The organism is Pseudoalteromonas sp. NJ631 (genome assembly GCF_000276645.1).
Classification (GTDB): Bacteria; Pseudomonadota; Gammaproteobacteria; order Enterobacterales; family Alteromonadaceae; genus Pseudoalteromonas; species Pseudoalteromonas piscicida.
In genome coordinates, this window is record NZ_AKXJ01000003.1 from 76,347 (window position 1) to 96,315 (window position 19,969).

Below are 19,969 nucleotides of genomic sequence, written 5' to 3' on the forward strand. Positions count from 1 at the left end.
CACCTTGCAAGCAATGATGCGAAATTAGTCATTCGCTTCGATAGGTTCTAGTTGTAGTTTTGAAGCAATCAATACGGCTTGAGTGCGGTTATAGACACCCAACTTTCTGAAGATAGCGGTGATATGTGCTTTCACCGTTGCCTCTGAAATATTTAGCTCATAGGCAATTTGCTTATTCAGCAAGCCTTCGTGTAAATATTGCAGCACTTTATATTGCTGTGGCGTGAGCGAGGCCACTTGTTGGGCAAGCTCTTTGTCTTCCCCTTCGAGTTCAGCCACTTTGTCTTTCATGCCTTCAGGCAACCACGAGTCACCTTCGAGCACTTGCTCTATGGCTTCGGTAATTTGTTCTACTGACGCCGCTTTTGGGATAAAACCCATCGCGCCGTACCCCATCACTTTAGAAATGATAGAGAGGTCTTCGCTTCCCGAAACCACAACAACTGGAAGACTTGGGTGATCCTCACGGATCCGAATTAGTCCATATAAATCACCATTGCCCGGCATATGTAAATCGAGCAGGAGTAGGTCTAGTTCTTCTTGTTGTTGTAAGACCGAGAGCGTAGTGTCAAAGTTTTCAGATTCGAATACCTCTAGTCCTTCAAACTGCGCTTTTAGAGCCCCCTTAAGCGCCTCTCGAAATAGAGGATGATCATCCGCGATTAAAAACTGATACATGCTATGCTCCTAAAAAATCGGCTGTTATCGTAAAGATAACAGCCGTTATAGTATGTTTATATTAGGTCGCAATTCAAGTTATTCAGTTAACGATTCAATCTATTCTCGATTAATTCATCAACCACACTTGGATCGGCAAGTGTAGAAGTATCACCTAACTGTTGATACTCGTTGGCTGCAATCTTACGCAAAATACGGCGCATGATTTTACCAGAGCGGGTTTTAGGTAAACCTGGAGACCATTGGATCATGTCAGGGGTTGCAATTGGGCTTAGCTCTTTACGCACCCAATTTCTCACCTCTTTAGTTAACTCGTCAGATACCGTTACCCCTTCATTTGGCGTGATATAGACATAGATCCCTTGGCCTTTAATGTCGTGTGGATAGCCTACCACAGCAGCTTCAGCAACCGCTTCGTGAGCGACTAGCGCACTTTCAATTTCAGCAGTACCGAGGCGGTGACCTGAAACGTTAAGTACATCATCCACACGACCTGTGATCCAGTAGTAACCGTCTTCATCACGGCGACAACCATCGCCCGTAAAATAAACGCCAGGATAAGCCGAGAAGTACGTTTGTTCAAAACGCTCATGGTCGCCATAAACCGTACGGGCTTGTGAAGGCCAGCTATCCAAAATCACCAGATTACCTTCGGTTGCGCCTGTCAGCGTATTACCTTCCGCGTCAAATAGTGCAGGAGCAATACCAAAGAATGGACGGGTCGCAGAACCCGGCTTAAGTGCGGTAGCGCCAGGTAGTGGCGTGATCATGATGCCGCCCGTTTCGGTTTGCCACCAAGTATCTACGATAGGACAATCGCTATTACCAATTTGCTCATAATACCAAGACCAAGCCTCTGGATTAATTGGCTCACCCACCGAACCCAAAATACGTAAACTATCACGCTTAGAACTTGCTGTCGGCTCGTCACCTTTCGCCATCAAAGCACGGATCGCGGTAGGCGCAGTATAAAGGATAGTAACACCATGTTTATCAACGATTTCACCCATACGCCCAGACGTTGGATAAGTTGGCACACCTTCGAATACAACTTGAGTACAACCATTTACAAGTGGACCATAAGCAATATAACTGTGACCCGTGATCCAACCCACATCCGCACTACACCAGTAAATATCATCTTCTTGAAGGTCGAATACATACTCATGGGTCATTGATGCATACACTAGGTATCCACCCGTAGTATGCACTACGCCTTTCGGCTGACCGGTAGAGCCCGAAGTATAAAGAATAAAGAGCGGATCTTCCGCATTCATCATTTCAGGTTCACATTCGGCAGGTTTATCAGCAACTAATTCATGCCACCAGACATCGTGAGCATTCCATTCAACATCGCCTCCTGTTAATTGGTGTACAACCACATGCTCGATAGTGGTGACGCCAGCTTGCGCTACCGCTTCATCAACATTTGCCTTAAGCGGCACACAATTACCACCGCGACGACCTTCATCTGAGGTGATGACAACTTTGGCGCCAGAATCTTTGATACGGTCTGCAATCGCTGAAGGTGAAAAGCCACCAAACACAACTGAATGGATAGCACCAATTCTTGCACAGGCCTGCATGGCATAAATCGCCTGTGGAGTCATCGGCATGTAGATAGCGACGCGGTCACCCTTTGCAACGCCCAAACTCTTAAGACCATTGGCAAGCTTTGCGACTTCATCATGTAGCTGTTGGTAGGTAATATTTTCTGTTTGTTCTGGGTTATCACCTTCCCAAATCAACGCAACTTTATCAGCTCGCTTTTCGAGGTGTCTATCGATACAGTTATAAGAGGCATTTAGTACGCCGTCTTCATACCATTTAATATTGATATGGCCTTTATCAAATGAGGTATTTTTAACTTTACTGTAAGGTTTGAACCAATCTAAACGTTGACCGTGCTCTTTCCAAAACTCTGCGGGGTCATCAACCGACTTTTGATATAGTTCTTGATATTGCTCGTCGTTGATTAATGCTGCGTTCTTGATTTTTTCAGGAACTGGATAAATGCTCTGTGACATAGTCATCTCCATTATATTTAGAGGTCTAGGTCTGCTAGACACGCTTTTCCTAAGGATCACCCAGCCTTGGGTGTTTAAGTATTAGACCTTAGTTGTAGAGCAGCTGCAAATGTAAAAGTTTCATACCACTTACCGATTGTACCCATTTTAACACAAACGTTATGATCGCCTTATCCTCCACTCATTTACCGTATGCCACCTTAGTCTAATAGACCAATAGGTAATTGAGTAAAAACCAACCTTAAACAACAGTTAGTGATGATTAAAATGAATGTCAGCTGCTGCCAACTGCAAAGCACAGCTATTGAGGAACTGGATTATGACAACGAATAACATTAATAAAAAACTGCTCGCAGTTGCTATCAGTAGTCTCTGCACTCTCCCTGCCACTGCGGCTGAGATTGGCGATACTAAAGTTAACTATGGTGGTTATATCAAGCTTGATGCCATTTGGAGTGATTTTTCTGACGGCGCGCTGGGGGCGCAAAATATCGGCCGAGACTTTTACGTTCCTGGTACGACCCCGGTCGGGGTTAACTCAGATAGCGATGCTGTATTTGATATGCACGCTCGCCAATCTCGCTTTAGCTTCGGGACCGATACTAAGCTCGATGATGGCAGCAGTATCAAAACTAAAATCGAGCTAGACTTTATTTCTACATCTGGAGGCAATGAGCGTGTTAGTAACTCCTACTCACCTCGTATTCGCCAAGCCTTTGTGAGCTACAAGGGCTTCTTGTTCGGTCAGGCTTGGTCAAACTTCCAAAATGTTAGTGCGCTACCAGAGACTTTAGATTTCGTCGGCCCAGCTGAAGGCACCGTTTTCGTACGCCAAGCCATGGCTAAATACACCACGGGAAACTGGTCTTTCTCTATTGAAAACCCAGAGAGCACAGTGACCACTGCAGATAGTGGCCGTGTCGTCACTGATGACGCTAGCATGCCTGATTTCACAGCACGTTACACACACAATGCAGATTGGGGTCATATAGCGGTAGCAGCACTTGCACGCCAAATTACCTATAAAGTCGGTGGAGCTGATGAGTCTGAAAGCTCATTTGGGATAAGTGCATCTGGTCGTGTTAATTTTGGCAACAATAACTTGAAGTTTATGCTGACCCAAGGTCAAGGGCTTGGTCGTTATGTAGGACTGAACGTTGCTAATGGTGCGGTATACGACGGTAACTCATTACATGCAATTGACTCGACGTCGGGCTTTATTGCTTATCAACATAGCTGGAATGAACAGTTCCGCTCAACATTCTTATACTCTTTCTTTAATGCTGATAACGAAAGCGATTTGCTGGCAGTAACTGGCGATCCGACAAAATCAAGTATGAGTTACAGCGCAAACCTACTTTATTCTCCTGTGAAAAAACTTACCTTTGGTGCTGAATATAAGATGGGTACTCGGGAAACAGAAAGTGGCTTTGAAGGTGATTTAGACAGACTACAACTTTCAGTGAAGTACGTGTTTTAAGGGTTTGTTATTTTAATAGGCTAGTACCAATTCACTTCCTAACTGCGGCCTATTGGCCGCTTTTTTATTGTTGGTCGCGACATAAAGTCGCTGCTACGGTGTGTTTCTTCGCGACATAAAGTCCGCTGCTACGGTGTGTTTCTTCGCGACATAAAGTCGCTGCTACGGTGTGTTTCTTCGCGACATAAAGTCGCTGCTACGGTGTGTTTCTTCGCGACATAAAGGCGCTACTACGGTGTGTTTCTTCGCGACCTAAAGTCGCTGCTACGGTGTGTTTCTTCGCGACATAAAGGCGCTACTACGGTGTGTTTCTTCGCGACCTAAAGTCGCTGCTACGGTGTGTTTCTTCGCGACATAAAGGCGCTACTACGGTGTGTTTCTTCGCGACCTAAAGTCGCTGCTACGGTGTGTTTCTTCGCGACATAAAGGCGCTACTACGGTGTGTTTCTTCGCGACCTAAAGTCGCTGCTACGGTGTGTTTCTTCGCGACATAAAGGCGCTACTACGGTGTGTTTCTTCGCGACCTAAAGTCGCTGCTACGGTGTGTTTCTTCGCGACATAAAGGCGCTACTACGGTGTGTTTCTTCGCGACCTAAAGTCGCTGCTACGGTGTGTTTCTTCGCGACATAAAGGCGCTACTACGGTGTGTTTCTTCGCGACCTAAAGTCGCTGCTACGGTGTGTTTCTTCGCGACATAAAGGCGCTACTACGGTGTGTTTCTTCGCGACCTAAAGTCGCTGCTACGGTGTGTTTCTTCGCGACCTAAAGTCGCTGCTACGGTGTGTTTCTTCGCGACCTAAAGTCGCTGCTACGGTGTGTTTCTTGGCGACATAAAGTCCGCTGCTACGATGTGCTTTTTCGCGACATAAAGTCGCTGCTACGGTGTGTTTTTTCGCGACATAAAGTCGCTGCTACGACATGTCTTTTCGCGACATAAAGTTTGCTGCTACGGTGTGTTTTTTCGCGCCATAAAGGCGCTGCTACCGTATGTTTCTTAGCGACATAAAGGCGTTGCTACGGTGTGTTTTTTGCGGCATGAAAGATCGCGGCTACTCGTGGGATTTCATCGTCTAACGTTGTGACCATATCGCGCCAATAAAAAACCCCGCTGGCTGGCGGGGTTTTACAATTATCTCAAAAGCATCATCTTATTGTGCTTTTGCATCCTTCATATAATCAAAGAACTTGCTGTCCGGTGATAACACCATAACGTCATTCTTATCTTTAAAGGTATTTTTATATGCTTCAAGCGAACGAACAAACCCGAAAAACTCAGGGTCTTTATTATATGCTTTAGCGTAAATGTTTGCCGCCGTTGCATCACCTTGACCGCGAACCGCGCGAGCATTACGCTCGGCATCTGCAAGCATGACTGTCACTCGACGATCAACATCAGCACGGATGGTCTCCGCCTTCTCTTGACCTTCTGAACGGTGCTCTTTTGCCACAGCCTGACGCTCAGCACGCATACGCTGGTAGATTGAGCTGCTTACTTCGTTAGGCAAGTTAATCTGCTTAACACGGACATCCAGCACTTCAATCCCAAGCTCACTCGCGCTTTCCGACGCCTGAACTAACGCTTCTTCCATTAGCTCGCTACGTTCACCCGATACTATCTCTTTAATAGTACGCGAGCCGAAGTTTGTTCTTAGACCGTTGTTAACCTTTTGCTTAAGTAGCGTTTCGGCATACTGTTTGTCACCACGCGCACGTAGGTAATAAGCGCTAAAATCATTCACACGCCACTTCACGTAAGAATCCACGATCAAGTCTTTCTTCTCGCTGGTTACAAAGCGATCAGGTTGACCATCAAGGGTTTGGATACGTGCATCTAATTTACGTACTTGGCTAAAGAAAGGTACTTTCAGATGAAGGCCTGGTTCATATACCAACGCATCACCATTCTCATCTTTTTGTACCTTGCTAAATAGCAGTACGATCGCTCTTTGACCTTCGTTTACTACAAAGATACCAGAGAAAGACATGATCACGGCAGTGACTAATAGAAGTAGACTAAAATTCTTCATATTGATTATCTCCCGTTACCAAATCTGTCGCGATTAAATCTATCGCCGCCTGAATTGACAGAACTATTTTGCTGCTGAGTACCTTCAATCGTTCTACGAAGCTGCTCTATATCGCTCTGATTTGGTAAACGTACTGGTGACGAAGCGTTGTTATGGGATTGCATAATCTTATCAAGTGGTAGATACAACATGTTATTACCACCTTCAACATCAACCAATACTTTTGAGCTACGGCCCAAAATCTGCTCCATTGCATCAATATATAAACGTTTACGCGTTACTTCTTTTGCTGCTTGGTACTCAGGAAGTAGCTTTTCAAAGCGCTCTACTTCACCTCGAGATTCAAGGATAATACGTTCGCGATAAGCTTCTGCTTCTTGCGTCATACGAGTCACTTGACCACGCGCACGCGGTTCAATTTCCCTTGCATAAGCTTCTGCTTCACGAATGAAACGCTCTTCGTCTTCTTGTGCAGCAATCGCATCATCAAATGCGTCTTTTACTTCTGCAGGCGGACGAGAATCTTTAAAGTTAACGTCAGTAACAATCAAACCAAGGTTATATGGTTCGATAATACTGTTTAGCTCTTCCCAAGTGCGCTGACGAACCACTTCACGACCCGTAGTTAACACTTGATCCATGCGAGAATGACCCACAACGTAACGCAGAGCACTGTCTAGCGCTTGTTGTAAGCTGTGGTCAGCATCGGTCACACTGAAACGATAAAGCGTTGGATCAACAACACGATATTGCACTTCAAACTCAACGCTTACTACGTTTTCGTCTTCCGTAAGCATAAAGCCTGACGCCGACAATGAACGTACCGCTTCAATATCTACAGGAATAACACGCTCGATAAACGTGGCTTTCCAACGCAAACCCGGCTCAGCAATACGGTCAAATTTACCAAATTGCAGCACGATGCCGCGCTCAGCTTCTTTTACCGTGTAAATACCACTTAGTGCCCATACGATGGCTGCGATAATAAGTATAAAGACGAAACCAGCACCGCCTAATCCGCCATTACCACCTTTCCCCGGCTTACCGCCGAAAATACCGCCGAATTTATTACCAAATTTACGGAATACTTCATCTAGATCAGGTGGGCCTTGATCCCGCCCCCCGCGGTTTTTCCACGGATCGTTATCATTGCCATTATTACCCGGTTCGTTCCAGGCCATAGCTATACTCCATTGTTATTTAAATGAATTAGGTTAAATCTAACAAAATTCGAGCGACTCTCATATAAAAATACGCTCGAAATTGACGATTTTTAACTACCAACGACCAAATCATTGAGATTTCGCCCGAATTCCTTATTGAGCTTTTCCCATTCGATTTTTGGCATTCTTACCGAAACAAGCCAATTGCCTTGCTCGTCGTAGCCTTTTTCATCCACGGCATTGAGCTCAAATAACGCACCTCGTAAACGCCCAAGCGCTGGAGGGACAGCAAGCTCAGCTGTGAAAACGGTTTTTGCCAACAACTCTTTAACGGCGTCGAATAACAACGGAATCCCTTCTCCAGAGTGGGCACTTAACCACACTCTGATCGGTTTTCCTTCATCGTCCCTATCTATTCTAGGCGCAACTTCGTCCATTAGATCAATTTTGTTGTAGACTAAAAGTTGAGGAATGTCATTGGCTTCAATTTCCTCTAGAACCAATTGTACCTGTTCTATGTTTTCTTTTCTTCTCGGATCTGCAACATCAATGACATGAAGCTGTAAATCTGCCTCACGAGTCTCTGTTAAAGTCGCCTTAAATGCTGCTACCAAGTCATGAGGTAAATGACGAATAAAACCTACTGTATCAGCTAAGATAACGGGGCCAACATCATCGATTTCGATCTTTCTTAACGTAGGATCAAGCGTTGCGAACAATTGGTCCGCAGCATATACATCCGCATCCGTAATTTTGTTAAACAGCGTCGATTTACCCGCATTGGTGTATCCTACTAGAGAAACGGTTGGGATCTCGTTACGACTACGCGCTCGACGCCCTTGCTCACGCACAACGGCAACTTTGTCCAATCGTTTACGAATACTCTTAATTCGCTCTCTTAGTAACCGTCTATCGGTTTCTAATTGGGTTTCACCAGGACCACGTAAGCCGATCCCCCCTTTTTGCCTTTCTAAGTGCGTCCATCCTCGAATTAAGCGCGTAGAGATATGCCTTAGCTGAGCAAGCTCAACCTGCAATTTACCTTCGTGGGTACGGGCTCTTTGCGCGAAAATATCTAAGATCAGCGTTGTCCTATCTAACACTCTGCACTTACAAACGCGTTCTAAATTGCGCTCTTGTGAGGGACTGAGTTGGTGGTTAAATATGATGACATCTGCGTTGTGGATGTTGACAATCTCGGCAATTTCTTCAGCTTTACCCGTTCCGACAAACAACTTTGCATGTGGTGCTTGACGGCTGCCTTGCACAACCGCCACACTACTAACACCAGCAGAAGAAACTAGCATTTCCAATTCACGTAGATCTTCGCGATCTCCTTCGTGAGGAAATTCTATATGAACCAAGACTGCCTGTTCGCCGGCTTCATAACGGTCAAACAAGCATTAAGCTCCTACTAATAAGAATTAATAATTACCTTCTTCACCTTGGTCGCCCGCTTCACTTCCGGTTGCATTTTGGAAGTTAACCGCACGAGCTGGAACCACAGTGGAGATGGCGTGTTTGTAAACCATTTGGTTTACTGTGTTTTCAAGCAAAATCACAAATTGGTCAAATGACTGGATTTTGCCCTGTAATTTAATGCCATTCACTAAAAAAATTGAGACAGGAATGCGCTCACGACGCAAGACATTCAAAAATGGGTCTTGTAAAGATTGGCCTTTTGCCATTTTCTTATCCTTCGTTTTAGGTGTTATTATGTCAGGTCGTTGATTTAATCAGAACACGCTGATTTAACAACTACTATTAGCTTAGCGAAGTTAGAACACGTTGCAAGTTTTCTTGACTATCGGTGTCAAGCCAAGTCACATCTTGCCACCCCCTCAGCCAAGTTAATTGCCGCTTCGCCAGTTGTCTGGTCGCTGCGACGCCTTTGAAAACCATTTCGTTATAATCGCACTCGCCAGCTAAATACTCCCACATTTGCCGATATCCGACACAGCGAATAGAAGGCAAATCAGGGTGTAAATCTTTACGTTGATATAAGGCCAAAACTTCATTTTTAAAGCCTTCATCCAACATTATTTTAAATCTTTTCTCTATACGTTCATGTAAGACTTTTCGGTCATTTGGCGCAATCGCAAATTGATGAAACTGATACGGCAATGCATCCTGTTTGCTTTGCTGCAATTGAGTCATCGTTTTACCACTAATGCGATAAACTTCCAAAGCGCGGTTGATGCGTTGCGAATCGTTTTCGCTGATTTTAGCCGCAGCTTCTGAGTCAATCTCTTTTAACTGTTGATGCAGCGCAGGCCAACCCTTTTGTTCGGCTTCGCGCTCCAATACCGCTCTGATTTCAGCATCAGCCTCTGGTAATGGCGACAGGCCTTCAATCAAGCCTTTAAAGTACATCATCGTGCCACCGACTAAAATTGGCACCTTGCCACGCTGATGAAAATCATCAATTAGTTTAATAGCATCAGCACGAAACTCAGCAACCGAATAGCTTTGTGCAGGATCAATAATATCAATTAGGTGATGTGGTGCCTGTGCTTGCTCTTGTGCGCTCGGTTTTGCCGTACCGATATCCATCCCTTTGTAAACTAACGCCGAGTCTACACTGATGATTTCGGTATTTAACGCTTGGCATAACTCTATGGCCAATGCGGTTTTGCCCGCTGCTGTCGGTCCCATTAGGGTAATGACAGGTAACTTGTTCACATCTAACCTACTAATAAACTGCACTAATCTCGTATTATAGCTGATAGTACATGGTAATTAATACCTACTTAGGCACGAATTACTGCGAACTTAAAAAACTGACTAACTTCTGGGCATCAATTGTAACCGCACTTTTATGAATACGAGCCAAACATGGGGCTTTTGAAAGTAATTTTTCTTTAACTAAATCAAAATGCTGGCTATCGAAATAGCTACTGGGTGTTGACACTTCTAGCCACTGTAACCAATCTTGGAGTTCAGCATCTGAGCTTGGTTCCATCATCTGCTTAGAAATTTCACCAACATCTATGCTATAGAGCGACACTGGCAACTTTTTAACTAAAATATGGCCATCAAAAATTTCAATCGCAAACCCTAAAATTGCCAACCAAGTTTCACGCTGCTGCAATGCTTCCAGTGCGGCTTTATCTAACTTGATGCGCACAGGTAACAGCAGCGCTTTACCTTGCAATGTGCCATCTTGCTCAATTTGCATTTGCCAATATGGCAATAGCCCTTGCCTACAATCACCAAACAACAACTGATTGTCTTGCTCAAGCATGACTTTGCCTTGCGGCAACAACATCCAGCTAGATTTACTGGCGGATATCGGGATGCTACTTACTTCATTTGACGGTAATGCAGCTTCTTCAATTTGATCGAAGTGCTGCATCTGTTGATGTGATAGTCCTTGATAGAGCTGGTTTACATTCACCTGCTTTTTGCCACCACCTGTTGCACCGCCATAGTTACTTCGACCGCCACCTGAGGCTGCTCTTGATGCTTCAGAGCGCTCGCCGAAGCTACTTGGAGCCGAATAGGCCTGTGGTTGCGTTTCGGGCTGTAAGGTTGAACGGTAACTTTGATGATAGGTTTCATCTACCTGTTCTTGAGGCTTAAATAATGGCGATGCGATATCAGGTACTTGAGTCTCGGTCTCGCTTGCACAAGGTAAATCAATTTGCTCCGTCGCGACCTGCTTTATTGCTTGTACAATAAAGTCGTGAACCAAGCGCGCTTGATGAAAGCGAACTTCGTGTTTCGCGGGGTGGACATTAACGTCAACTTGTCTCGGGTCTAACTCAAGATATATGACAAAACCAGGAAGCTCTTCATGCCCGATTGATTCATCAAACGCTTGGCGAATCGCATGCAAGATGAGCTTATCTCGCATCATCCGCCCGTTTACGTAGGTATATTGTGTGCCGTTGTTGACCCCCGCAGGTAACACCCAACCAAATAACCTCAGTCCCTCATGCCCTGAGTCAATAAAGCTTGCTTGCTGTAAGAATGCTTTGCCACCAACTTGCGCAACTCGCTCAACACCTTTTTCAATAGTGCGTGGGCGATATTGGCGAACCACCTTTTGGTTATGAGTGAGCGTGATGGCAACATCAAAACGACTCAATGCAATGCGCTTAACTAGCTCATCGATATGGCTAAACTCGGTTTTTTCGGTGCGTAAAAATTTCCTGCGCGCTGGCGTGTTGAAAAACAGATCTTTGACTTCAATGGTGGTGCCGTCAGGGTGCGCAGTAGGTTGAACCTGCACAGCCATATCTCGCCCTTCGGCGAATGCTTGCCAAGCTGTTTCTTGCGCTTGGGGCTTAGAGCTCAGTGTCAGTCGCGATACAGAACTGATGGATGCCAGCGCCTCACCTCGAAAACCAAGCGAAGCAATACACTCCAGATCATCCAAGCTTTTCAGTTTACTTGTCGCGTGGCGAGACAGCGCCAACATCAGCTCGTCTTTAACAATACCAATACCGTTATCACGGATCCGAATAAGCTTGTGTCCTCCGCGCTCAATATCTATTTGAATGCGCGTCGCACCAGCATCAATACTGTTTTCCACCAGCTCTTTCACGACGGATGCTGGACGCTCCACCACCTCACCGGCAGCGATTTGGTTGGCCAACCGAGCTGGAAGTATTTCTATCGTCATCATTTACGCTTTTGGAATAGTTAAGACTTGCCCAATAAACAAGGTATTGTTTTTCAGGTTATTTGCTTTTTTCAATTCACTGACCGTAATGCCATAACGGCTAGCCAGCACACTCAATGACTCGCCACTTTTTACTTTATGCGTTACCGGCTTATTGGATTGCATACGCGCAAAGAGCGAGTTATCCGGTGGATTTTTTTCATAATAGCCCTTTATCGAACTAAAAATAGCCCGAGCTAAACGCTCTTGGTAATGCGGAGACATTAACAGTTTTTCTTCTTGAGGGTTTGAAATAAAGCCAGTTTCCACCAGAATAGAAGGTATATCTGGTGATTTTAGTACCCCAAAGTTTGCAGCTTGCGGCCTGCTTTTGTGCATTTTTGCCACTTTTTTCAGCTCTTTGACGACTTCTTCTGCGACCTGAAACCCAGTTTTCATCGAATGTTCCATCGACATATCAAGTAGCGCTTTGGCTAAATATTTTTCGTTGGCCGTATCTTTAATTAAATCGGCAGCCCCACCTAATAACTGTGAGTGTTTTTCTTTGTCTTCCAGCCATTTACCTATTTCAGAATTTGCTCTGCGCAGTGATAACACCCAGACCGACGCTCCACGTGGTTGAGGGCTGGTGAAGGCATCTGCGTGAATAGACACAAAGAAATCCGCTTTTCTTTCGCGCGCTCTTGCGGTTCTCGTATTCAACTTGAGGTAATAATCACCAGTACGAATAAGCTTTGCGCTCATCCCCGGCTGGCTATCTACTAAACGTGCTAAACGCTTCGCAATTTGAATGGTTACAAGCTTTTCATAAGTCCCTGAAGGTCCAATGGAACCCGGATCTTCACCGCCATGACCAGCATCAATGGCGATGACAATATCTCTGTCTTGCGCCAGTGTTTTTCGTGGTGTGGCAGTTTTTGTATCGTCATAAGCGCTCATCTGCTTACCATACAAGTCAACGACTAGTCGGTTTTTATACGGACCGGTAGGTGCTAACGCAAAGATTTTTGGCGTAGCGCTGCGACTTAGCTCCACAACAATCCGTGCAGAATTGCTATTCTTCGGTTTGCTGTGACGCACTTTGTTTACAACTCGATGTTCGTCAGGAATACTCGGAAAGTCTTTTTGTTGCTTAGTGTTTTCAAGGTCGATCACTAAGCGCAGTGGATTTTTCAGCACAAAATAGCTGTAATCCGGCTTATCGCTCATATCAAAAACAATACGAGTGCTTTCTGGAGAGGGCCAAACACGCACACTTTCGATGGCGTTTTGGGCGATGCTATGCATGCTCGTTAAGAGCATGCAGATAAAAATGAAAATATAACTAGTAGTCGGCTGATTACGCATAATCTTGTAATTGTTTTAATAGTGCCTCGCCGCGGCTAGACTTGGCCTCAAGTGTAATTTGACGGCCATCACCAGCATACTGCATTGTGACGTCTATATCTGGGTTTGGAATAAAGCCTTCACCTTTTTCAGGCCACTCGACAATACAGATAGCATTACTTGCAAAGTAATCCCGGATCCCCATGTATTCGAGCTCTTCAGGCGAACCTAATCGATATAAATCAAAATGATATATTGAGACATCATCCAGTTCATAAGGTTCAACTAAGGTATAAGTTGGACTTTTTACCTTACCTGAATGACCAAGGCTTTGCACAATACCGCGAGTGAGCGTGGTTTTACCTGCGCCTAAATCACCGTGTAAAAAAAGTACCGCACCTTGACGAATAACATTGGCAATTTTATTACCCATGGCAACTGTTGCTGGCTCATCAGCCAAATCGAATTTCATATGACCTGTCGTCACCCTAAAATACCTCGAATATGTTCGAATAAATCCCCGGCCAACATACCTTTTTCGCCATCATGGGCGGCCTGCTCGGCAGCTAAACCATGAATATACACGGCTAGGTTTGTTGCAGCAAATGCTTCCATCCCTTGGGCAATTAAACCGCCTATGATACCAGATAAAACATCGCCCATCCCAGCACTCGCCATTCCAGCACAGCCTGAACGATTAATATTTATCCGCTCACCTTCAGATATCAAACTGCCCGGCCCTTTTAGTACCGTAACGGCGCCATATTCATGGCTAATTTTTTTAGCCACCGCGAAGCGGTCATTTTCATTTAGCGATGCCTCTAAGTGACTTAATAATCGTCTCGCTTCACCAAGGTGAGGCGTTAACACCCAGTTTGATTTTCGTCTCGGAGCATACGCTAAACAATTGAGTCCATCAGCATCTACAACCATCGGCAATTCAGTTACCATCGCACAGTTAAAAAGTGCTTTGGCCCAAGCGTCTTGACCAAGACCGGGACCAAGCACTATCACACTGGCTTTTTTCATCAGTGACGATAACTCATTCGCACTCCCAACACCGTGCACCATTAATTCAAAGCGCCCCTGTAAGACGCTCGCGATATTATCAGGATGAGTCGCTACCGATACAAGGCCAGCCCCAGCTCGCAGAGCGGCTTCTGCTGCCAATCGAATTGCCCCAGCCATGCCACGATTACCGCCAATAAGTAACACATGACCATGGGCATTTTTATAGCTATCTAGTGCTCGCTGCGGCCTTGCTGCCATTAACGTTTCATGATTTAAGTAATTAGATGTTGGCGTTACTAGAGTTTTGAATGCTTCACCTACGTCCAAGTCGGCTAACAATAACGTTCCCACAAAACGCTTTGCCGAGCCGCTAAGTAAGCCCTGTTTTAACGCGATAAAGGTGATGGTTTTGGTAGCTAAAAATGCACTGGCCGCAACTTCTCCTGTTGTGGCATTTATACCGCTCGGTACATCAAGTGCCAACCTAGTCACCGGCAGTTTATTTATTTTGTCAAAACAAAGGCAAACATGGTCAGGCAGCTCACCTCTAAAACCGGTGCCAAACACGCCATCAACCACAACCGTAAACTGACTTAACTCTACCTCGTTCAACGAAAAAACCAATGCGCCTTGATATTGAGAAAATGCCTGCTGCGCATCGCCCATTAAGCTTTCGGGTGCAAATAACGCAAATACGGTGACGGAAAACCCGGCCTGCTGACATAATTGAGCAACGACAAAACCGTCTCCCGCGTTATTACCTTTACCTGTGATAACTAAGATATGGCTGGATTTTGGCTGGCTGTTTTCAATAAAGCGAAATGCAGCAGTCCCAGCTCGTTGCATTAAGGTACTTAGGTTTGTGCCTGATAACTTTGCGGCTTTTGCTTCATATTGCTGCACTTGTTGGGCTGAATAAGCAAATTGTGGTAAATTGTCCGTGTATTCATTAGCCATTATTTCTTCCAGTGACGACCGATAATATCAATTATAGTGAACTTGCAGCACAAATTAAGCAATGGGGCCAAGAACTTGGCTTTGCAGAAGTCGGTATAACCGACATTGATTTACGCGATCATGAAGCGCAACTTCAGCGCTGGTTAGACGCAGGCTATCATGGTGAAATGGCGTATATGGCGGCGCATGGAATGAAGCGTGCCCGCCCCGCTGAGCTGGTTCCTGGCACTCAGCGCATTATTTCGGTGAAAATGAACTACCTGCCACCCGATGCCAGCTTTGCCAGAGCGCTTGGTAACAAAACCACCGCCTACATCTCTCGTTATGCATTAGGTCGAGACTATCATAAGGTAATGCGCAACAAGCTAAAGCAGCTCGGACAAAAGATTGAGCAAGAAGTCGGCACGTTAGGGTTTCGTCCTTTTGTCGATTCAGCCCCTGTACTAGAGCGACAAATTGCAGAAAAAGCAGGACTTGGCTGGCGTGGAAAAAACAGTCTAGTGATTAATAAGCAGGCAGGTTCTTGGTTTTTCTTGGGTGAGCTGTTTGTTGATATTCCTCTTCCCATTGATAAACCAAACCAAGAAGAAGGTTGCGGCCGTTGTACCGCCTGCCTAACTTTATGCCCCACCGGCGCCATCGTAGAACCTTATGTCGTCGATGCGAGACGCTGTATTTCTTATCTCACTATAGAGCTTCAAGGCGCTATTCCAGAGGAATTTAGGGCAAAAATGGGCAATCGGATATATGGTTGTGATGATTGCCAGTTAGTTTGTCCATGGAATCGCTATGGTCAAATAACGGAAGAAGCCGACTTTTTGCCGCGAACTCAACTTAAAGATCAGCAATTGTTGAGCTTATTTGCTTGGGATGAAGCAACATTTTTGAAAAACACCGAAGGTAGCCCCATTCGCCGGATTGGACATGAACGTTGGCTGCGAAACTTAGCCGTAGGCCTTGGCAATGCACAATACGATGAAGCTATCGTTATAGCACTTGAGGAAAAGCGTCAGAGTGCAACTCCCCTTGTTATCGAGCATATCGACTGGGCGTTGGAGCAACAAAGACAAAAGTCAGACCAACATGAACGCAAGAAAGCAAGGTTGATCCGCATTATTGAAAAGGGCTTGCCACGAGACGCTTAGCGGATTTGTTGCGATAAAAAAGTCGCGCTAAAGCACGACCTACGGTCAAATAAGTTGAGAGAATCACGATAAAAAAGCTGCGCTATAAAAGCTAAAGAAGTCGCGCTAAAGCGCGACCTACGGCGGTATTGGCAGTAGGGTTGCTATTCTGAGCGTCGCGAGAGTAGTTTTAAGTCTTCTTCAATATCATGGAAAGCGGTTTTCACTTCTCGCACACTTTCTTCCCGTGCGACTGAGCTTTGAATCGCTTTATCGACGTTTTGATAGATAAACATCTCCTGATCTTCGTCTAGACCCATAGTAGGAATGCGCTCTTCGAATAGCTCTTGTAATGAGCGGAACACTTTTTCGTTTTCTTGACGGTTTTTATCAAGCAGCGACACCATGCTATTAAATTTACCTTGCACCATTTTTATCGCTTCTTCCAAATCTTCGTGTTGCTGTACCAGCTTGCGTTTAGTGGAAATAGCAATTAACTGTTGCTCCGTTACACTGGCAATAAAGCAAATATGATCCCGCAATCTACCGTGTTTATCAGGATCGTCTCCCGGCATATTGAGGATTAAAATACTCAAAAATGGATAGTTAACCAATATGCGGTTAGTAAATTCATGTAATCGCCCTTTGGTGTGTAAGATCTCAAATAATTCAATGACGATAGGTGAGCAAATTCCCGTAGTTGCAAAGTGATGCTTTTGTCCCTCAAGCCGAACCTCAACATTACAATTAAGTCCCAGCCCCTTTAAACATTGACATAAAGCTTCCGCCAGTCGTGGGATTGTTTCTATTTCACCGATTTGCTCGATGTAGGTAACGATTTGCCCCATTTCACTGCTATTAGCCATGGCGCTAAATGCTGTGGAGGTTGCATCTTCAATTTGCTGAGCCAGAATATCTTTTTCTAGTAGCATTTGATTCAAGTGCGTGAGCTTGGCTTTTAGTTCACCTTGGCCAAATGGCTTAACAATATAATCTTCAGCTCCCATTGAGTAGCCTTCCATGCGCTCTTCAACAGAGCCCCTTGCCGACACAAACATAACGATAATATGCTGAGTGTTTGGATTGGCTTTAATCGCCTTACATACCTCATAACCGCTCATTTTTGGCATGCTTACATCAAGTAAAATAACTTGAGGGTCAAAGTCTTCGACTACAGCTAGACATTCATGACCGCTTTCAACGGTTTTTAACTCAAAGTCTAAGTCTTCTAAAATCTCTTCAATGATTTCTAGATTAAATGGTTCGTCGTCAACTGCTAAGATTCTGCGTAAAGCCATAAATGAATATCCTTCGTCGATTCACAATGGGAAAGGCACTGTGGGGAAAATACGGTAACTTAAGACCAGTGCTTCAACAGCTCCCAATCAGATTGTATTAGTACAAGCTCTATCATTATTTATAGACGCTTACTCAACGCCTTTCCAATTACCACAATTACACCGCATTACTTTCAAGGTGCTCTGTTAACGGCAGGCTCACATTGATACATGCTCCGCCCTCAGGGTTATTCTCGGCGTAAATCTGCCCTTTATGCAGTAAAATAAATTCCTTACAAATAGCAAGACCTAAACCCGTGCCGCCAGCACCACTGTCTGTTTTACTGCTTTGCACAAACTTGGCAAAGATCTGTTCCAATTCGTCATCCGGAATACCAACCCCTTGATCGGCAATCTTGATATGAATATCTTGATCTTTACAGCTTAACAGTACACTCACCTCACTACCCTCCGGGCTAAACTTGAGCGCATTACCCAATAAGTTTCTGATCACTTGATTCATTTGCTCCGGATCGCAAAAGGTCATCACGCCTTGAGCGGGCTTTTCAAAACGGATTTTTATCTTTTTCTCAAGCGCAGTGCCCGATACATCTTCAATACCGCTTTGGATCACATTAACGAGGTTGTGAAAGCTTGGATTAAATGGAAAGCGACCTGCGTCTAACTTTGATAAATCAAGCAGATTGTTAAGCAATACCAATAGACGCTCACCACTGGTTTCGATACGAGATAAATACTTTTTGAGCTTGTCTGCCGGCACTTCAGGAGCAGTTAACTTATCTAAACCGAAACGTGCAAAACTTAATATAGAGTGCATTGGTGTGCGCAATTCATGGGACATATTGGCTAAAAATTCAGATTTCGAGAGGTTGGCCGCTTCCGCCGCTTCTTTGGCTTTTTGTAACTGTGCCGTTCGAGCTTGCACTTCAAACTCTAGCAACTCTTTGGTTTCTTCTAATACTTCTTGCTGCTCTTTAAGCTTTGAGACATTTTTAAAAATGACCGCAAATGCCATATCGCCGTGATGATCGATTTCATTAAACGTTCCCATCAAAGGAATGCTGCGCTCACCCGCTTTTGGCAGACTCAGCTCACAGTTAAAATGCTTTAACATACCAACATGCTTCATCAAATCGCGTAATTGCGACACGGATATTTCATCAAATAGCTCAAAAATAGAGAGTGGCTGTAGTTCTTCTTCTGTCAGTTCAAACAATTCGCAACACGCGTCATTTGCTTCAATAATATGGCCTTGACGGTTGAACAGCATAATCGGATCCGGGGTATGTTTATAAATCACACGCAACAGACTATCGCGTTCAATTAAGGCATCGACCGTATCCTGTAGGCGCTCAACCAACTCTTGGTTATGGCGTCTTAAGAGCTCTGTTTGCCATAATTTATGTAGGCTTTGTAATAAATCGCTCTCATCAAACGGCTTAATCAGAATGTCTTCAACCCCTTGACGCACGGCTTCTAACATATCCACTTGATTAACCCGAGAAGTCATCAATAAGCAGCGGCAATTGTGGTGCACTTGACGAACTTTATTAAACACATCTAAGCCAGTGTCTTTTTCTAGATTAAAGTCACAAATAAGGAGATCAACAGGGTGTCGCTCGGCAACTTGCATCGCTTCATCAAGCGTCGTCGCGGTCGTCACCGCAAGCTGTGCTCCGCGTAGGCCGTTAGCTAAGGTCTCTAGGCGAGGCGTATGATGGTCAACCAGCAACACTTTGGGCAACACTAAGGTATTAGTAGAACCAATTTCCAGTAGTCGCTCAAGTAAGCCAGTAATATCTTTATTGGCAAAGAAGGGGTAGATAACAATGCCATTTGGCAAGGCGCGGTTGATTTCACTGAAAGATTTTAAGTGCTCGGCATTATCGGGTTTTGGTGCCAGCAATACTAACTTATCATGATTCCTCAGTTGATATAACGCTTGGAGCTTACTGGCGGGCACCCCATGAGCAATAACAACAACATCGAATTTATCAAAATCGAGATTTGCTTCCAGACTCCGGTAATGCACATGCTCTACCTCACCACCGAGTAACTCAAATAATACCTTTACTCGCATCGCTTGCACACTGCTGCTGTCAATAATCAGCACTCGATTCGTCATAACCAGATCCTTTACCGATAATTCTGAGATCCAGTTTAGTAGAAGAATCACAAGACGCTAAAAAATAGCACTATTTTGATATGTTTGACGCCGCGGTCTAACTCACGCAGCGAAAAAAATTCAAAC

Annotated in this window: 15 protein-coding genes; 2 read left to right on the forward strand and 13 right to left on the reverse strand. The window is 44.8% G+C overall.

The genetic code is table 11. The features are described from left to right. Nucleotides 1–24: 24 nt before the first annotated feature. Both A587_RS0107215 and acs read right to left on the reverse strand, forming a co-directional pair. Nucleotides 25–678: a response regulator transcription factor gene (locus A587_RS0107215; protein ID WP_017217029.1), complete on the reverse strand. Its 654-nt coding sequence runs from the start codon at nucleotides 676–678 to the stop codon at nucleotides 25–27. A gap of 86 nt (nucleotides 679–764) precedes the next feature. Then, nucleotides 765–2,705 carry an acetate--CoA ligase gene (acs, locus tag A587_RS0107220; RefSeq protein WP_017217030.1) on the reverse strand — a complete coding sequence of 647 codons (1,941 nt, stop codon included), beginning with the start codon at nucleotides 2,703–2,705 and terminating at the stop codon, nucleotides 765–767. A 319-nt stretch (nucleotides 2,706–3,024) separates the two neighbouring features. Here acs and A587_RS0107225 point away from each other — a divergent pair, with 319 nt between their 5' ends. Next, on the forward strand, nucleotides 3,025–4,185 hold the full coding sequence (locus A587_RS0107225) for a DcaP family trimeric outer membrane transporter (RefSeq protein ID WP_017217031.1): 1,161 nt from the start codon (nucleotides 3,025–3,027) through the stop codon (nucleotides 4,183–4,185). A 1,148-nt stretch (nucleotides 4,186–5,333) separates the two neighbouring features. On the opposite strand, the gene hflC is transcribed toward A587_RS0107225, so the two are convergent. From hflC to A587_RS0107270, 9 genes are all read right to left on the reverse strand, one after another. Next, nucleotides 5,334–6,212, reverse strand: a complete 879-nt coding sequence (gene hflC / locus A587_RS0107230; protein WP_026000905.1) for a protease modulator HflC — start codon at nucleotides 6,210–6,212, stop codon at nucleotides 5,334–5,336. A gap of 5 nt (nucleotides 6,213–6,217) precedes the next feature. Beyond that, nucleotides 6,218–7,393, reverse strand: a complete 1,176-nt coding sequence (gene hflK / locus A587_RS0107235; protein WP_017217033.1) for an FtsH protease activity modulator HflK — start codon at nucleotides 7,391–7,393, stop codon at nucleotides 6,218–6,220. Between the two features lie 92 nt (nucleotides 7,394–7,485). Next, nucleotides 7,486–8,775 carry a ribosome rescue GTPase HflX gene (hflX, locus tag A587_RS0107240; RefSeq protein WP_017217034.1) on the reverse strand — a complete coding sequence of 430 codons (1,290 nt, stop codon included), beginning with the start codon at nucleotides 8,773–8,775 and terminating at the stop codon, nucleotides 7,486–7,488. Nucleotides 8,776–8,799: 24 nt separating this feature from the next. Further along, complete coding sequence (gene hfq, locus A587_RS0107245) at nucleotides 8,800–9,063, reverse strand: RNA chaperone Hfq (protein ID WP_010377383.1); 264 nt, start codon at nucleotides 9,061–9,063, stop codon at nucleotides 8,800–8,802. Between the two features lie 76 nt (nucleotides 9,064–9,139). Next, complete coding sequence (gene miaA, locus A587_RS0107250; protein WP_017217035.1) at nucleotides 9,140–10,030, reverse strand: tRNA (adenosine(37)-N6)-dimethylallyltransferase MiaA; 891 nt, start codon at nucleotides 10,028–10,030, stop codon at nucleotides 9,140–9,142. 106 nt (nucleotides 10,031–10,136) lie between these two features. Further along, nucleotides 10,137–12,002 carry a DNA mismatch repair endonuclease MutL gene (gene mutL / locus A587_RS0107255; RefSeq protein ID WP_026000906.1) on the reverse strand — a complete coding sequence of 622 codons (1,866 nt, stop codon included), beginning with the start codon at nucleotides 12,000–12,002 and terminating at the stop codon, nucleotides 10,137–10,139. Nucleotides 12,003–12,005: 3 nt separating this feature from the next. Further along, entirely contained in the window at nucleotides 12,006–13,349 is a 1,344-nt protein-coding gene (locus A587_RS0107260; protein ID WP_017217037.1) for an N-acetylmuramoyl-L-alanine amidase, read from the reverse strand. Beyond that, complete coding sequence (gene tsaE, locus A587_RS0107265; protein WP_017217038.1) at nucleotides 13,342–13,815, reverse strand: tRNA (adenosine(37)-N6)-threonylcarbamoyltransferase complex ATPase subunit type 1 TsaE; 474 nt, start codon at nucleotides 13,813–13,815, stop codon at nucleotides 13,342–13,344. Before tsaE ends, A587_RS0107260 begins: the two co-directional genes overlap by 8 nt. Beyond that, on the reverse strand, nucleotides 13,812–15,296 hold the full coding sequence (locus tag A587_RS0107270; RefSeq protein ID WP_017217039.1) for a bifunctional ADP-dependent NAD(P)H-hydrate dehydratase/NAD(P)H-hydrate epimerase: 1,485 nt from the start codon (nucleotides 15,294–15,296) through the stop codon (nucleotides 13,812–13,814). The genes tsaE and A587_RS0107270 overlap by 4 nt, the downstream gene beginning before the upstream one ends. Before the next feature lie 11 nt (nucleotides 15,297–15,307). Between A587_RS0107270 and queG the strand changes: the two genes are divergently transcribed. Then, nucleotides 15,308–16,441, forward strand: coding sequence for a tRNA epoxyqueuosine(34) reductase QueG (gene queG, locus A587_RS0107275; RefSeq protein WP_017217040.1), 1,134 nt, complete (start codon nucleotides 15,308–15,310; stop codon nucleotides 16,439–16,441). Between the two features lie 143 nt (nucleotides 16,442–16,584). Here queG and A587_RS0107280 read toward each other — a convergent pair whose 3' ends face one another. After that, the gene (locus A587_RS0107280; protein ID WP_017217041.1) at nucleotides 16,585–17,718 is read right to left on the reverse strand and encodes a response regulator; all 1,134 of its coding nucleotides are present in this window, start codon (nucleotides 17,716–17,718) and stop codon (nucleotides 16,585–16,587) included. A 157-nt stretch (nucleotides 17,719–17,875) separates the two neighbouring features. Then, on the reverse strand, nucleotides 17,876–19,843 hold the full coding sequence (locus A587_RS0107285) for a sensor histidine kinase (protein WP_010377369.1): 1,968 nt from the start codon (nucleotides 19,841–19,843) through the stop codon (nucleotides 17,876–17,878). Nucleotides 19,844–19,969 lie beyond the last annotated feature (126 nt).

What these genes read in the sequence shown, in the direction of transcription:
- A587_RS0107215 (WP_017217029.1), bottom strand. Translation starts at nt 678, where the DNA reads ATGTATCAGTTTTTAATCGCGGATGATCATCCTCTATTTCGAGAGGCG.
- acs (WP_017217030.1), bottom strand. Translation starts at nt 2,705, where the DNA reads ATGTCACAGAGCATTTATCCAGTTCCTGAAAAAATCAAGAACGCAGCA.
- A587_RS0107225 (WP_017217031.1), top strand. Translation starts at nt 3,025, where the DNA reads ATGACAACGAATAACATTAATAAAAAACTGCTCGCAGTTGCTATCAGT.
- hflC (WP_026000905.1), bottom strand. Translation starts at nt 6,212, where the DNA reads ATGAAGAATTTTAGTCTACTTCTATTAGTCACTGCCGTGATCATGTCT.
- hflK (WP_017217033.1), bottom strand. Translation starts at nt 7,393, where the DNA reads ATGGCCTGGAACGAACCGGGTAATAATGGCAATGATAACGATCCGTGG.
- hfq (WP_010377383.1), bottom strand. Translation starts at nt 9,063, where the DNA reads ATGGCAAAAGGCCAATCTTTACAAGACCCATTTTTGAATGTCTTGCGT.
- miaA (WP_017217035.1), bottom strand. Translation starts at nt 10,030, where the DNA reads ATGGGACCGACAGCAGCGGGCAAAACCGCATTGGCCATAGAGTTATGC.
- mutL (WP_026000906.1), bottom strand. Translation starts at nt 12,002, where the DNA reads ATGACGATAGAAATACTTCCAGCTCGGTTGGCCAACCAAATCGCTGCC.
- A587_RS0107260 (WP_017217037.1), bottom strand. Translation starts at nt 13,349, where the DNA reads ATGCGTAATCAGCCGACTACTAGTTATATTTTCATTTTTATCTGCATG.
- A587_RS0107270 (WP_017217039.1), bottom strand. Translation starts at nt 15,296, where the DNA reads ATGGCTAATGAATACACGGACAATTTACCACAATTTGCTTATTCAGCC.
- A587_RS0107280 (WP_017217041.1), bottom strand. Translation starts at nt 17,718, where the DNA reads ATGGCTTTACGCAGAATCTTAGCAGTTGACGACGAACCATTTAATCTA.
- A587_RS0107285 (WP_010377369.1), bottom strand. Translation starts at nt 19,843, where the DNA reads ATGACGAATCGAGTGCTGATTATTGACAGCAGCAGTGTGCAAGCGATG.